Genomic DNA, 14341 nt, shown 5'->3' with positions numbered 1-14341 from the left:
CCCGGCGGACGGCATTGAGAGAAGTCCCCAAGCATCCAGAGCAGGACGCTGCCGGGGCTACCAACATCTAGGAGTCAATGTGGACACCACACAATCGGTGGTCGAAAGATCTGCAATCAGGAAAGTGGCGGTGCGGCTGGTGCCGTTCGTCGCTTTGATGTTCTTCATCAACTACCTGGACCGCACGGCCATCTCCTTCGCCGGCCCCAACGGCATGAACACGGACCTGGCCCTCGGTGCGGCGCAGTTCGGCTTTGCCTCCGGCGTCTTCTTCATCGGCTACATCCTGCTCGAGGTCCCCAGTAACCTGGCGCTGCACAAGTTCGGCGCCCGGCGCTGGCTGGCCCGCATCATGGTGAGCTGGGGCATCGTCTCGCTCCTGTTCACCTGGGTTGGCAACGTTGAGCAGCTGTACATCCTGCGCTTCATCCTCGGTGTGGCCGAGGCCGGATTCTTCCCGGGTGCCATCCTCTTCCTGAGCCTCTGGGTTCCGGCCCGGCACCGCAGCAAGATCCTCGCCCTCTTCTACCTGGCCCAGCCGCTGACCACCGTCATCGGTGCCCCGCTGGCCGGCCTCCTCATCCAGCAGCACGGGCTCTTCGGTCTCGCCGGATGGCGCGTCATGTTCTTCGGCGTAGCGCTCCCTGCCATCATCATCGGTGTCATCGCCTGGTTCTACCTGGCAGACTCCCCGGCCAAGGCCAAGTGGCTCACCACCGAGGAAAAAACCTGGCTGACCGGTGCCCTGGAGAAGGAAAAGAACGAAACCGTCGCCAGCAACAAGCACGTCAGCGTCCGCACCGTCTTCGGCAACGGCCGCGTCTGGGTCCTGTCCGCGATCTACTTCGGTTTCATCTACGGCCTCTATGCCCTCGGATTCTTCCTGCCCACCATCATCTCCGGCTTCGAAGGCCTCTACGGCGCCAAGTTTGATGTCTTCCAGAAGGGGCTCATCACCGCGATCCCGTACCTGCCGGCCGCCTTCGCCCTGTACTTCTGGTCAAAGGACGCCACCAAGCGGGGCGTCAAGACCTGGCACATCGCGATTCCTGCCCTGGTGGGCGGCCTGAGCATCCCGCTGGCCCTGTTCGCCGGATCCCCGGCAGCCACCATCGCCGTCATCACCATCACGGCCATGTCGATTTTCGCTGCACTGCCCAACTTCTGGACCGTTCCCACCCAGTTCCTCACCGGTGCGGCCGCAGCGGCAGGCATCGCCCTGATCAACACCATGGGCAACCTGGCAGGCTTCAGCGCCGGCTACATCACCGGCTGGCTCAAGGACTGGACCGGCAGCTACACCGTCCCGATGTTCGTCGTCGGCGGCTTCATGCTCCTGTCCTGCATCCTCATGGTGGCCCTCAGCCGCTCCGGCAAGGTCAGCGAGGGTGTCGCAGCCGAGGCCCTGGACCCCGCGGGTGCCGGACACCACTCCGAGCCGTGAGTGCCGGCTCGCCCAACTAACTCGCAGTTGTTGTCGTTTTGGACGGCCATAACGACAACAACTGCCAGTCAGTTGGGTAACCACCCCGACCGCAGCGTCCCACGATTTCCACTGATAGTCCCAGGAGTTCCCCAATGACCCGCCTGTTCAATGAACCCGCAGCGTTTGCTGATGAGATGATCGAGGGCTTTGTTGCCTCGCACGGCCGGTGGGTGCGGCGTGTTTCCGGCGGGGTGGCCCGCAGCACGAAGAGCACCCCGGACACCGTGGCACTCGTGATCGGCGGCGGCTCCGGCCATTACCCGGCGTTCGCCGGCCTGGTGGGCCAGGGCCTGGCGCACGGTGCGGCGATGGGCAACCTTTTCGCGTCCCCGTCGGCGCAGCAGGTCTACAGCGTTGCCAAGGCTGCCAACAACGGCGCCGGTGTCCTGCTCGGCTACGGCAACTATGCCGGCGACGTTCTGCACTTCACCCAGGCACAGGAACGTCTCCGGGCCGAGGGCGTCGACTGCCGCAGCATCGCCGTGACCGACGACGTCTCTTCCGCTCCGCTCGCGGAGCGGCAGAAGCGGCGCGGTATCGCCGGTGACCTGACGGTCTTCAAGGTTGCGGCCGCCGCAGCCGAGGCCGGCTACGGCATGGACGCCACCGTGGAAATCGCCGAACGCGCCAACGACCGCACCCGGTCCTTCGGCGTCGCGTTCAGCGGCTGCACCCTCCCGGGCGCCGAGAGCCCGCTGTTCACCGTCCCCGAGGGCCGGATGGCCGTGGGCATGGGCGTCCATGGTGAGCCCGGCATCGACGAAACCGACATTCCGACGGCGGATGAGCTCGCCGAACTGCTCGTGGGCAAGCTGCTTACCGAGGTCCCGGACGGCCTTGAGGCCAGGGGATCACGCGTGGTGCCGATCCTCAACGGCCTGGGCAGCGTCAAGTACGAGGAACTGTTCGTGGTCTACCGCCGCGTCGCCCAGCTCCTGGCCGAGGCCGGCCTGGAAGCCGTTGACCCGCAGGTCGGCGAGCTGGTCACCAGCTTCGACATGGCCGGCACCTCGCTGACCCTGTTCTGGCTGGACGAGGAACTCGAAACACTCTGGAACGCGCCGGCAGACGCCCCTGCCTTCCGCCGCGGTGCGGTCACGGCTGTTGCACTGACCGACGATGAAGTCACCGCGGATGTCAGCGAAGAAGTAACCATTCCGGAAGCCACGGCCGAGTCCCGCGCAGCCGCAGTCGGCGTCCTGGCCGCCCTCGGCGCCGCGAAGGACGTCGTTGATGCCAACGTCGAGGAGCTGGGCCGGATCGATGCGATTGCCGGCGACGGTGACCACGGCATCGGCATGGAGCGCGGTGTCCGGGCAGCGGTCGAGGCCGCGGCCGACGCCGTCGAACGCGGTGCCGGTGCCTCCACCACCCTGCACCAGGCTGCCGACGCGTGGGCCGACCGGGCCGGCGGCACCTCCGGTGCGCTGTGGGGCATGGCCCTGCGGGCCGTCGGCGACGCGATCGGAAACAGCACCACGCCCGACGCCGGCGCTGTCGCCGCCGGAGTGGCGGAGGCCGCCGCCTCGATCATGGGCTTTGGCAAGGCCAAGGTGGGCGACAAGACCCTGGTGGACGTCCTGGTTCCGTTCCGCGACGCCCTGTCCGCCGCCGTCGGCTCCGGCCAGTCCCTCACCGACGCCTGGGGTGCGGCAGCCACCGTGGCCCAGCAGGCGGCGGAGGAAACCGCGAACCTGCTGCCCCTGATGGGCAGGGCCCGCCCGCACGCCGAGAAGAGCCTGGGCACCCCGGACGCCGGCGCCGTATCCATGGCGCTGATCGTCCGCGCCATCCACAACACCTTTGCCGACGCGAAAGCTGCGGCAACCACCACTAAGGAGAACGCATGAGCGCCAAACTGCGCCTGGTCGTCGGTTCCGACGACGCCGGGTTCGAGTACAAGGAAGCCCTGAAGGCGGACCTGGAAGCGTCCGACCGGGTTGAGTCCGTGACCGACGTCGGGGTGGACGCCACCAGCCACACCCCGTACCCGTCCGTGGCCATCGCCGCCGCCGAACTCATCGCCGCCGGCAAGGCCGACCGCGCCCTGCTGGTCTGCGGCACGGGCCTGGGCGTGGCCATCGCCGCGAACAAGGTCCCCGGCATCCGCGCCGTCACCGCCCACGACTCCTTCTCCGTCGAGCGCTCCATCCTGTCCAACAACGCCCAGGTCCTCACCTTCGGCCAGCGCGTCGTCGGCCTGGAACTCGCCCGCCGCCTCGCCAAGGAATGGCTGACGTACACCTTTGACGAGTCCTCGGCCTCCGCCGAGAAGGTCACCCTGATTAAGGACTACGAGGGTGTCACTTCCTGCTAATTCCTCCGCCGGAGCGGCCGCCGGTTCATCCCGCTCTACGGGTCCGAAGGTCATCATCGGCGTCAGCCTGAAGATGTATTTCGGCTACGAGCGCACTCTGGACTGGTGCCGGGACGTCGCGCAGATCGCTTCGGCCCACCCGGCCGTCCGCAGCGGCGACATTGAACTGTTCGCCCTGCCGGCCCACCCGGTGCTGCCCGAGTGCGCGCGGATCCTGTCCGCCGCCGGGGCCACCGCGGGCGCCCAGGACATCTTCTGGGAGGACGAAGGCGCCTTCACCGGCGAGGTCAGCGGCAAGATGGTGGCCGAAACCGGCGGCCGGTACGCCGAGGTGGGCCACGCCGAACGGCGCCGCATCTTCGGCGAGGATGACGACGTGATCGGGCTGAAGACCGCCGCGGCCTACCGTAACGGCCTCACCCCGGTGCTGTGCGTGGGCGAACCCGAACGCGGCACCGCGGCGGACGCCATCAAGCACTGCATCCGTGAAATCGACGGCGTCCTGAACCGTGCCGGAAGCCTCGGCAGCACTGGGCGCACCATCGTGGCCTACGAACCGCAGTGGGCCATCGGCGCAGCCGAACCGGCATCGCCGGCGTTCATCAGCGAGGTCATCACCGGACTGGATGCCCACCTGCGCGGCCGTCCCGGGCAGGAAGAGAGCCGGGTCATCTACGGCGGCAGCGCCGGCCCAGGCCTCATCAGCCAGCTCGGCCCCGCCGTTACCGGGCTGTTCCTGGGCCGCTTCGCCCACAATCCCGCAGCCGTGAAGGACATCCTGGACGAGGCAGCACACCGGCTGGTTGCCGAGGAGGTAGCAGCATGAGCAGCAGGATAGGGCTCAGCAGCTACGCGTTCTTCTGGCAGCTCTCGGACCGGGTCTCCCAACCGCTGAGCATCCACGAGGCGCTGGAGCGGACCGCGGCACTGGGCGTGGACCTGTTCCAGATCTGCGACTACGCGCCGCTGGAAACCATGAGCGACGACGGACTGCGGGCCGTCCGGGCTACTGCCGACTCGTTGGGGGTCAGCCTGGAGCTGGGCACCAAGGGCATCCGGCCGGAGCACCTCCGCCGGTTCCTGCACATCGCCAGGATCTTGGGGGCGCCGCTGCTGCGGACCATGTTCAACACCCCGGGCCACACCCCGACAGCGGACGAGGCCGTGGAGATCTTCACCGAGGTCCTGCCCGAGTTCAAGGCAGCCGGAGTGAAGATCGCCATCGAGACGTACGAACAGGTCCCCACTGCCCGGATCCTGGAGGTCATCGAGCGCGTCGGAAGCCTTTACCTGGGTGTGTGCAGCGACCCGGCCAACACCGTGGCGGCCTTGGAGTCGCCGCGTGAGGTGATTGACGCCGTCGCACCCCATGTTTTGAACATGCACATCAAAGACTTTGCGTTCAGCCGCAAGGAGGGGTGGGTCGGGTTCACGTACTCCGGCGCGCCGCTCGGCGAAGGACTTCTGGACTACGACTACATGGCCCGGAAGCTTCAGCCCAAAGAAAGAAACATCAACCAGATCGTCGAACACTGGCTGCCGTGGCAGGACTCCGAGGACGAAACCATCCGCCTCGAAAACCAGTGGACCCAGCAAAGCCTCGATTTCCTAAGGAGCAAATGAAATGTCTGCAGAACAGTTGACCGTCGCCGTTATCGGAGCCGGAGGCAAGATGGGGATGCGCGTTTCGCGTAACCTCCAGAAGTCGAACCACACCGTGTTCTACTCCGAGAACTCACCCGCCGGCCAGGACCGCGTCCGCGAAGAAGGCCGTGAAATCACCGCCACCGACGAGGCCGTCAAGGGCGCCGACGTCGTTATCCTCGCCGTCCCGGACACCGTCCTGGGCGTCGTGTCCGAGGGCGTCGTCCCGCAGATGAAGGCCGGCGCGATCCTGCTGACCCTCGACCCGGCCGCCGCCTACGCCGGCCTGCTCGCCCAGCGCGAGGACGTCGTCCAGGCCGTGGCCCACCCCTGCCACCCGTCCGTGTTCCTGGAGCGCACCACCAAGGAAGAATGGGCCGACACCTTCGGCGGCGAGGGCGCCCCGCAGAACGTCGTCGCCGCGATCGACGAGGACGCCACGGAGGCCGCCCGCGCCGCGGCCGAGGCGACCATCAAGGTCATCTACGCCCCCGTGATCGACGTCCACTGGGTCACCGTGAAACAGCTCGCCATCCTCGAGCCCACCCTCGTGGAAACCGTTGCCTGCATGATCGGCACCCTGCTCAACGAGGCACTGCATGAGACTGTCCACACCGCCGGTGTGCCGGAGGAAGCTGCCAAGGCCATGCTCTTCGGCCACGTGCAGATCGCCCTCACCAACGCCCTGCGCGGCTCCAACCCGTTCTCGGAGGCCTGCGAAATCGCCATCCAGTACGGCAAGGACACCATCATCAAGGATGACTGGAAGAAGATCTTCGACGACTCCGAGCTCGACAGCGTCATCGCCAAGATGCTGAAGCTGGAGGCCGTCAAGCGCTAAACGCCGCCTGCAAGCTCGGTCAGCCGGCACCGGTTCCAACGGCGGTGGACCCATCCCCCGGGATGGGTCCCCCGCCGTTTAACCGACGTTCACCAGCCGAACCGGCCGCCGCCCGCAACAGCCGGGGGATCCGCCGTCGAAATTTATTCCCCGGGTGAACATACGGTCACCTGTGGACGATGGGATGTGACTTGAACAGCGGCCGTTCTTGCTGCCCGGCGGGGAGCCCTTGCAGGGTGGGGAACCTTGCATCCCGGGACGGCCGAGGGTTTATGCAAACGAATGGATTAGTGCACTAGTTTTCGCTTTATGTCCGTTCTGACCTCGTGTTTCTTCTCACGCGCGGTAGCCTTGCGGCCCCCAGCGGCGCGTCAATAGCGTGGATAAGGACCCTTCGAACGAGCTAAGGACTTATATGCCCTCGCCAGCCGCCACGGATCCAAACCCCATCCATTCCGGCAGGAGCCGGATACCAGCCCTGGCGCGCCTGACATCGGGCCTCCGCTGGGACCTGCCCGCCTCCCTCGTGGTGTTCCTCGTCGCCGTCCCGCTGTCGCTTGGCATCGCCGCGGCCTCGGGCGCGCCGGTCATGGCCGGACTGATCGCGGCTGCCGTCGGCGGCATCGTCGCGGGCAGCCTTGGCGGCGCACCGTTGCAGGTCAGCGGCCCCGCTGCCGGCCTGACGGTCATCGTCGCCGGCCTCATTGAGCAGTTCGGCTGGCCGGTCACCTGTGCCATCACCGTGGCCGCCGGCGTCCTGCAGGTGCTGCTGGGCATGGCCAAGGTGGGGCGCGTTGCGCTCGCCATCGCCCCCGTTGTCGTGCACGCGATGCTTGCCGGGATCGGCATCATCATCGTCCTGCAGCAGCTGCATGTAATGCTCGGCAGCGAAGCGGGCGAAGCGGCGCTGCACAACATCCTGGCGCTGCCGGACAGCCTGGCCGCCGTCGACCCGCAGGCCGCATTCCTGGGCGCCGTGGTGATCGCACTGCTCGTGGCGTGGAAGCACATGCCGGCTGCCATCCGCCGGGTACCTGGCCCGCTCGTGGCCGTCGTGGCCGCCACGCTGCTGTCGCTGCCGTTCAATTCCGACGTCGACCGGATCACCTTTGACGGTTCGCTGCTGGACGCCCTGTCCCTTCCACACCTGCCGCAGGGGGAGTGGACAGCCATTGCTGTCGGCGTCGTCACCATCGCCCTGGTGGCAAGCGTCGAGTCGCTGCTGTCCGCCGTCGCCGTCGACAAGATGCACCACGGCGAGCGTACGGACTTCAACCGTGAGCTCCTCGGCCAGGGCGCTGCCAACATGACGTCGGGCATGCTGGGCGGGCTTCCCGTTACCGGCGTGATCGTCCGCAGTGCCACCAACGTGGAGGCCGGGGGACGGACCCGCAAGTCCGCCATCCTCCACGGCATCTGGGTTCTCGTCTTTTCCCTGCTGCTGGCGGGAGTCATCCAGCTGGTGCCCGAGGCCGTGCTTGCCGGGCTGCTCATCATGATCGGCATCCGCCTGGTGAAGGTGGCCGATTTCCAGACGGCACGTGTCACCGGTGACCTGGCCGTCTACGCCGCCACGCTGCTCACGGTGGTGTTCGTCAACCTACTGGCCGGCGTGCTGATCGGGCTGGCCCTGGCCGTGCTGCTGGTCGTCTGGCGCGTGGTCCGCGCCAGCATCCACGCGGAGCCCCTCGGCTCAGCAGCCGAAAACCGCTGGCGCGTGGTCATCGACGGCTCCTGCACGTTCCTGTCGCTCCCCCGCCTGAGCAAGGTGCTGGCAGCGGTGCCGCCGGCGGCGCACGTCACGGTGGAACTCGACGTCGACTACCTCGACCACCCGGTGCACGACACCCTGGAGGCCTGGCGCGTGCGGCACGTCAACAACGGCGGCAGCGTCGAGATCGAGGAAACCGGTACCGCCACCCTGCACGCCGCCCTGGCAGGAACCCCTGCGCGCGGCTCATCGCGCTCCGCACTGCGCGGCGGGTTCGCCCCGTGGCGGAGCTGGCAGCGCGTTAGCGCCCCGCTGGCCGCTAACGCGGCAGGGCATGTCCCGGCCCCGGTGCGCTCGGTGCTCAACGGCGTGGACAGCTACCACCGCCGCCACGCCCACCTGCTGCGTCCGCACGTCCAGGAGCTGTCCACCTTCCAGGACCCGGACACGCTGTTCATCACCTGCGCGGACTCCCGGCTGGTGCCCAACCTGATCACCAGCAGCGGCCCGGGGGACCTGTTCACGGTCCGGAACGTGGGCAACGTGGTGGGAAATGACCGGCTTGAACCGTCTGTCGAGGCATCCCTGAAGTTCGCCCTCGACGAGCTGTCCGTCACGTCCGTTGTGGTCTGCGGCCACTCCGGCTGCGGCGCCATGACCGCGCTGCTCGCCGGCCCTGGCGCAGACCAGAAGGCCGCGGACCGCTGCCCCGTCGATTCCTGGCTCGACCACGGCCGGCCGAGCCTCGTAGCGTTCCAGGCCGGACATCCCGTCCAGGTTGCCGCGGAACAGGCAGGCTACAGCGCGGTGGACCAGCTGGCCATGGTCAACGTTGCCGTGCAGCTCGAGCGGCTGCAGCAGCACGCCAGCCTGCAGGACGCCGTCCGGAGCGGGAACGTCCACGTGACGGGCCTGTTCTATGACATCGCCACTGCACGCGTCCTGCAGATCACGCCCTCCGGCATCAGCCACCTGGATCCGCTGCCCCGGGCCGAGGAAATGTCCCCGGCCTGACGGCGGCGGCGCACATCTGAGCGGAGTACGCGGCCCAGAGGCCTGGCAGACGGGCCTCCGGGCTGCGTACCTGTTCCACGGAGCGGGTGGCGGCGATGGCAAAAACGGGTAGCCGCCCCTCGTGACTCAAGATGGACGGCACCGTTGAATGGTCTGACACACATCGGGGTACAGGTCGCTGTGCAACTGGAAGCGCGGAAGACGGAGGAGACGAACATGGACAGGTGCAGGCCATGAATTCAGGGCTGGCGGCAGCGCTACAGTTCGCAGGGTCCCTGCCGGGGTCCATCCTGCTGACGCTGGGGCAGGCCGTGGTGGTGGTGTGCGCCTGTTCGGACATGGTCCGCATGCTCTCCGTGCCGCGCTCCCATCGGCGGTATCTGGCCAACACGGTCTTCCGCACGCTGGTGGTGCCGGCGATCCTGGCCACGGCCGTCAGGGCGCTGCTCGATGCTGCCTCCGGAGTGTGGCCAACCGTCACGGCCGGGATGTTCGTGCTGGTGGTCCTGATCTACCGGTGGCGCACCGACACCGACGAGGACAGCTGGTGGAAGGGCAAAGGCAAGGCCCTGGGACGGTGGTTCAGCAGGCGGATTTCTTTAGTGTTGCGCCCCGCACCGGCCGCCGCGATGTCCCTCGACTGACGGGAATCGGGAGCACCTCAGTCGTTGAAGAGCCCTGCCAGGTCCTCCGCCGTGAGTGCGCCGCCGGAGAGCGCATCGCCCTCCATCACGTCGGCGAACAGCTGCGACTTCTTGGCCTTGAGCGCCATGACCTTTTCCTCGATGGTGTCCTTCGCCACCAGCCGGTACACCATGACATTCCTGGCCTGGCCGATGCGGTGCGTGCGGTCCACCGCCTGCGCCTCCGACGCCGGGTTCCACCACGGGTCGAGCAGGAACACGTAGTCCGCCTCGGTCAGGTTCAGGCCGAAGCCGCCGGCCTTGAGGCTGATCAGGAACACCGGCGCCGCACCGTTCTTGAACTCATTGACGACGTCGGAACGGTTCCGGGTGCCGCCGTCCAGATAGCAGAACTCGATGTTCTCCTCGATGAGGCGCTCGCGGACCTTGCCCAGGAACCCGGTGAACTGGCTGAAAATGAGGGCGCGGTGGCCCTCGGCCACGAGGTCCTCCAGCTGCTCGAACAACACGTCCAGCTTGCTGGACCGCACGCCGGACAGGGACTCATCCACGAGCGTCGCATCCAGGCTGAGCTGGCGCAGCAGAGTCAGTGACTGGAAGATCGTGAAGCGGTTCTTGTTCACGTCCTCGATGAGGCCCAGGATCTTCTGCCGCTCACGCTGCAGGTGGGTCTGGTAGACCTTCTGGTGCCGCGGGTTCAGCACCACCTCGAGGACCTGTTCCTGCTTGGGCGGCAGGTCCTTGATGACCTGCTCCTTGGTGCGGCGCATCATGAGCGGACGGACCCGACGGCGGAGCTTGTCGAGCTGCCCCTTGTCGCCGTTCTTTTCCACCGGCTTCTGGTAGTACTCGGCGAACCGCGACGGGCTGGCGAACAGCCCGGGCGCCACGATGGATGTCAGCGCCCAGAACTCCATGAGGTTGTTTTCCAGCGGCGTGCCGGTGATGGCCAGCTTGAACGCGGCCGGAAGCTTGCGGGCGCACTGGTAGGCCTTGGACTGGTGGTTCTTCACGAACTGCGCCTCGTCCAGCACCAGCCCGGCCCAGCGCCGTCCGGCATAGGACTCGTAGTCGATCCGGAACAGCGCGTAGGACGTGATGACGATGTCCGCCCCGGCCATGGCCTCAGCGGGGTCGGCGCCGCTCTTGGCGAACGTCTCGCCGACGGCGCGGACCGTCAGGCCGGGCGCGAACCGGGCAGCCTCGGCCTCCCAGTTGCCCACGACGCTGGTGGGGGCCACCACCAAAAAGGGAGTGCCGCCGTCGCCCTCGGTTTTGGGGTCCGCTGCCTGGGAGTCCGCTTGCCCAACGTCCGCGGAAGACCCGGCGTGTTCCTTGGCCGCGCACATCAGGGCCAGCGCCTGGACCGTCTTGCCCAGGCCCATGTCGTCCGCGAGCACGCCGCCGAGGCTGTGGCGGTACAGGAAGCTCAGCCAGTTGTAGCCCTCCAGCTGGTACGGGCGCAGCTCGGCGTTGAGGGTGGCCGGGAGCGGGAGGCCCTGGACGCCGTCCGCCAGCAGTCCGTCCACCGCCGTACGCCAGGCGGCCGCCTGCTCGTCCACGATTCCGAGCTGGGCAAGCTCATCCCACAGGCCGGCTTGGAAGCGGCTGATCTGCAGGGGCGCGTCCTTATCGCCCGAGTTATCCTGCAGCGCGCGGGCCTCATCGATTAGTGCACGCAGCTGGTGCAGCTCCGGCAGGTCGAGGGAGAAGTACGCGCCGCTGGGCAGCAGCATGCGCGTCTGCCCGGCCGCAAGGGCGGAGAAGAGGGCAGCGAAGGACACCGGCTGGCCCTCGAGGGTGATCACGATGCCGAGGTCGAACCAGTCACGCTGGTCCGTGGCCTTCGTGGAGATCGCCACCACCGGCGCCTCCTCGGCCTCCCGGTAGTCCGCGATGTCGCCGGAGGTGTCCACGTCGACGCCGGGCGTGTTCCGCAGCCGGGGGAGCACCTCCTCCGTGAAGGCCAGGGTGTCCAGCCCGCTCAGCTCCGCGGTGGCCGCGAGCCGCGGCGTGCCCCAGCCGCCGGTGGCTGACTCGCCCAGCTTGGGCACAACATCCCACGGCTGGCCCACGGCCTCCAGGATCCGGGCCTCGGCTGGATCGTCACGGTAGCCGTGGTCGCCGGGGTGGCGCCAGAGCGGCTGCGCGGTGACGATGGTGCCGGACTTGTAGTGCCACTCCCAGTGCAGGCGCACACGGTGGTCGGCGCCGTAGTTCGCCAGCAGCGAGAGCGTCGGGATGGCGAGCTCGGGCAGCTCGACGGATTCATCCGCCGCCGTCACGCGCGCGGTCTGCTTCAGCTTGGGGTAGAAGCCGGTGAGGAAGCGGCCTTCATCCCGTGCCGGGATGTGCAGGGTGTTGCCCGCCGTGACGAACGCCAGCAGTTCCTCGCTGAGTCCGCTCTCCAGCGGGGCCAGCGTGATGGTCTCATCGGCGGCGACCCCCGGCAGCGAGTCCCCGCTGGTGGTGAGGAAAATGCCGTGTGCCGGGCGGCCGATGGTACCCACCGACGCCGGATCAACCTCGGTGCCGTCCACCGTGATGGTGGACGCGAGCTCCAGGCCGCCGTCCTGGCTGCCGCTCCCGTAGCGGCCCAGGTTCAGGCCCACCGCCGCGGGCTCCGCCGCCACCTTCACGGGCTCCTGGCCGCGGCTGTGCACCAGCGCGACGCCGAGCTGCCGGGCTTCCTCCAGCAGGCCCCACAGGTTCTTGCCGGCAAAGGTGTTCAGTCCCAGCCAGAGGGACGACGACGAGTACGCGCGGTTCGCGCCCGCGGTGTGCGCGGCGAGGAAGGTCTGCATCCATTCCACATGCGCCTGGTTGCACTCGCGCTTGAAGCTCAGGTAACTCAGCGTGTTCCACGAGACGTCGCCGCGGATCCATTTGCCCTTGGCGCCCATGATCACCGGGCGGGCCTTGAGCTGGCGGACGCTGCGGAGTGGATCCCGGCGGCCTGTGTAGGAGAAGTGCGGGGCCGGTTCCTCCACCTCAAACTGCAGGGCAAGGGGGGTGCCGCCGGTTTGCTGGGCAGGGCCGGCCTGCGAAATCAGGGGGCTGAGGGCCTGCTCCCAGTCCGACAGTGCCGGCACGGACTTTTCCCGCGACACCCGCGAGACGTCGGCAGGGGACAGGAGCTGGACCCTCACGGCCGGGTTGTCTTCGGCCGCGAACAGGAGTGCGGCCACGTGCTTGCAGTCCTTGCGGACCGGGCAGCTGCAGACTCCCACCGTGCAGCTCCAGCCGCCGCCCTTGCGGACCAGCTTGGCCGTGGTGGAGTAGGGCACCTCGGAGCCGCCGCGGACCTTGCCGAGCATGAGGCCGGTGGCGGCGTCGAACGAGATCCCGGAGACGCGGCCGCCCATGGCATAGGCGAGCCCGGCCGCGAGGGAGCGGTCGTTGATCGCGGGGGTCTGGATTGCCAGTGCCGCACTGTCGTCCGGTTGGGAAGGCATGGGTGCGCGCTACTTTCGGCAGGTCGAAAATCTGCAGGTTATCTGATCCATCTTAGTCGGGCCGGAGGGGCCCTCAAATTTGCCGCCGCCCGCCGTCGGGCTCTTCTGTTTTTGTCCTGTTTTGTGCCCAAACGGGGTACGGGGAAACTTCGCCTGACGTTCACTTCGCCCTAAACCTGCGGGCGGCCGGCGGCGCGTACGTTGGGAGAGTCCTGAGCATCACCGGCTTTCTGCAGTAAGGATTTCCCATGACTTCCAGCGAATACCCCGTTGTCCTGACCGTCGAAGGCGCCGCAGGCGGCGATGGGGAGGTCGTTGATTCCAATGTTGCCGTGGTGAACACCATGTACCAGGAGCTCCTCGGCTCGGCGGAGATTGCTCCCAACGCGCTGCGCAGCTACTTCGTGGACTTCTACCTCACACAGTCCCTGGGCGGCGGCTTCGCGCAGTATGTCTTCACCGCCCCGGACCGTGAGGAGCTTGACGCCTACATCCGCGAGGGCCTGGAAGGCATGGGCGCCGCTGGTCACGTTGACCTCTTCGGCCGCACCGTGGAGGCCTTCGATGCCCTCTCCGAGGAGGAAACGGACATCTACCTGGATGGCGCAGCCGACGCCGAGGAGGACGGCGAGCTCCCCGAACGGGTGCAGGCGATGGAGGACCTCGACGCCGAATTCGAATCGCTCCTCCTCGAGACGGAGGACATCGTGGCCCTCAACGCGGCGTGGCTGCGCGGACAGGAAGGCCTGCTGGTCCTGAACGACGACGAGCTCACCGCCCACATCGCCAAGCGAGTGGCGGCTCTGCCGGACCTCGAGGAGCGGCGCGCCGAGGCCGAGGAGGAGGCCCTGGAGAACGCCCCGGAATTCGAGGTCATCATCCGCGAGCTGTGCGACATCGCCGGGTACGAGCTGCAGAAGATCACCCTGGGGGATCCGAACTACGACCACAACGGCGAGACGGTGCTCGCGTGGCGCTTCAGCACCGACCACGGCGACTTCCTCATGATCGAGGACGACGACGAGGCCTTCATGCTCAACCCGGAGACCAAGGAAATCGTGGCCGCCGTCGAGTTCGAGGAGCTGGACGAGGACCTCGTAGAGGCGTAGCGCAGCGCGGCCGGCCGGCGTTTTCCGGCGCCGGCCGGCCCACCCGTGCGTCCGCCCTGTTGAGGGGTCGCATAGGTTTTGTTTAAAGGTTTCCGCAGGGTGGCGTCCAGATACTGGCAT

General features: G+C 67.5%; 10 protein-coding genes. 9 read left to right on the top strand and 1 reads right to left on the bottom strand.

The features are described from left to right. Nucleotides 1–79 precede the first annotated feature (79 nt). From ACFVTE_RS07795 to ACFVTE_RS07760, 8 genes are all read left to right on the top strand, one after another. Nucleotides 80–1444, top strand: a complete 1365-nt coding sequence (locus ACFVTE_RS07795; protein WP_387098855.1) for an MFS transporter — start codon at nucleotides 80–82, stop codon at nucleotides 1442–1444. 134 nt (nucleotides 1445–1578) lie between these two features. Further along, nucleotides 1579–3336 (top strand): dihydroxyacetone kinase family protein, encoded by a 1758-nt coding sequence (locus ACFVTE_RS07790; protein ID WP_387098853.1) that lies wholly within the window; start codon nucleotides 1579–1581, stop codon nucleotides 3334–3336. Continuing rightward, complete coding sequence (locus tag ACFVTE_RS07785) at nucleotides 3333–3803, top strand: ribose-5-phosphate isomerase (protein WP_387098851.1); 471 nt, start codon at nucleotides 3333–3335, stop codon at nucleotides 3801–3803. Before ACFVTE_RS07790 ends, ACFVTE_RS07785 begins: the two co-directional genes overlap by 4 nt. Then, nucleotides 3787–4629 carry a triose-phosphate isomerase family protein gene (locus ACFVTE_RS07780; RefSeq protein WP_387098849.1) on the top strand — a complete coding sequence of 281 codons (843 nt, stop codon included), beginning with the start codon at nucleotides 3787–3789 and terminating at the stop codon, nucleotides 4627–4629. Before ACFVTE_RS07785 ends, ACFVTE_RS07780 begins: the two co-directional genes overlap by 17 nt. Further along, complete coding sequence (locus tag ACFVTE_RS07775) at nucleotides 4626–5426, top strand: sugar phosphate isomerase/epimerase family protein (RefSeq protein ID WP_387098847.1); 801 nt, start codon at nucleotides 4626–4628, stop codon at nucleotides 5424–5426. The genes ACFVTE_RS07780 and ACFVTE_RS07775 overlap by 4 nt, the downstream gene beginning before the upstream one ends. Before the next feature lies 1 nt (nucleotide 5427). Continuing rightward, complete coding sequence (locus ACFVTE_RS07770; protein WP_387098845.1) at nucleotides 5428–6288, top strand: phosphogluconate dehydrogenase C-terminal domain-containing protein; 861 nt, start codon at nucleotides 5428–5430, stop codon at nucleotides 6286–6288. Nucleotides 6289–6703: 415 nt separating this feature from the next. Further along, entirely contained in the window at nucleotides 6704–9013 is a 2310-nt protein-coding gene (locus tag ACFVTE_RS07765; protein ID WP_387098843.1) for a SulP family inorganic anion transporter, read from the top strand. Between the two features lie 233 nt (nucleotides 9014–9246). Beyond that, the gene (locus ACFVTE_RS07760; RefSeq protein WP_387098841.1) at nucleotides 9247–9657 is read left to right on the top strand and encodes a hypothetical protein; all 411 of its coding nucleotides are present in this window, start codon (nucleotides 9247–9249) and stop codon (nucleotides 9655–9657) included. A gap of 17 nt (nucleotides 9658–9674) precedes the next feature. Here the strand turns inward: ACFVTE_RS07760 and ACFVTE_RS07755 are convergent, their stop codons facing one another. After that, on the bottom strand, nucleotides 9675–13112 hold the full coding sequence (locus ACFVTE_RS07755) for an SNF2-related protein (RefSeq protein WP_387098839.1): 3438 nt from the start codon (nucleotides 13110–13112) through the stop codon (nucleotides 9675–9677). A 248-nt stretch (nucleotides 13113–13360) separates the two neighbouring features. On the opposite strand from ACFVTE_RS07755, the gene ACFVTE_RS07750 reads away from it, so the two are divergent. Further along, a complete protein-coding gene (locus ACFVTE_RS07750; protein WP_387098837.1) occupies nucleotides 13361–14221 on the top strand; it encodes a hypothetical protein in 861 nt (286 codons plus the stop codon). Nucleotides 14222–14341: the final 120 nt, after the last annotated feature.

Origin of the sequence: Arthrobacter sp. NPDC058097 (genome assembly GCF_042884885.1) — a bacterium.
In the GTDB taxonomy this organism is placed as follows: domain Bacteria; phylum Actinomycetota; class Actinomycetes; order Actinomycetales; family Micrococcaceae; genus Arthrobacter.
The sequence above is the reverse complement of the archived record's forward strand: the minus strand, read 5'-3'. Positions and strand labels throughout refer to the sequence as shown.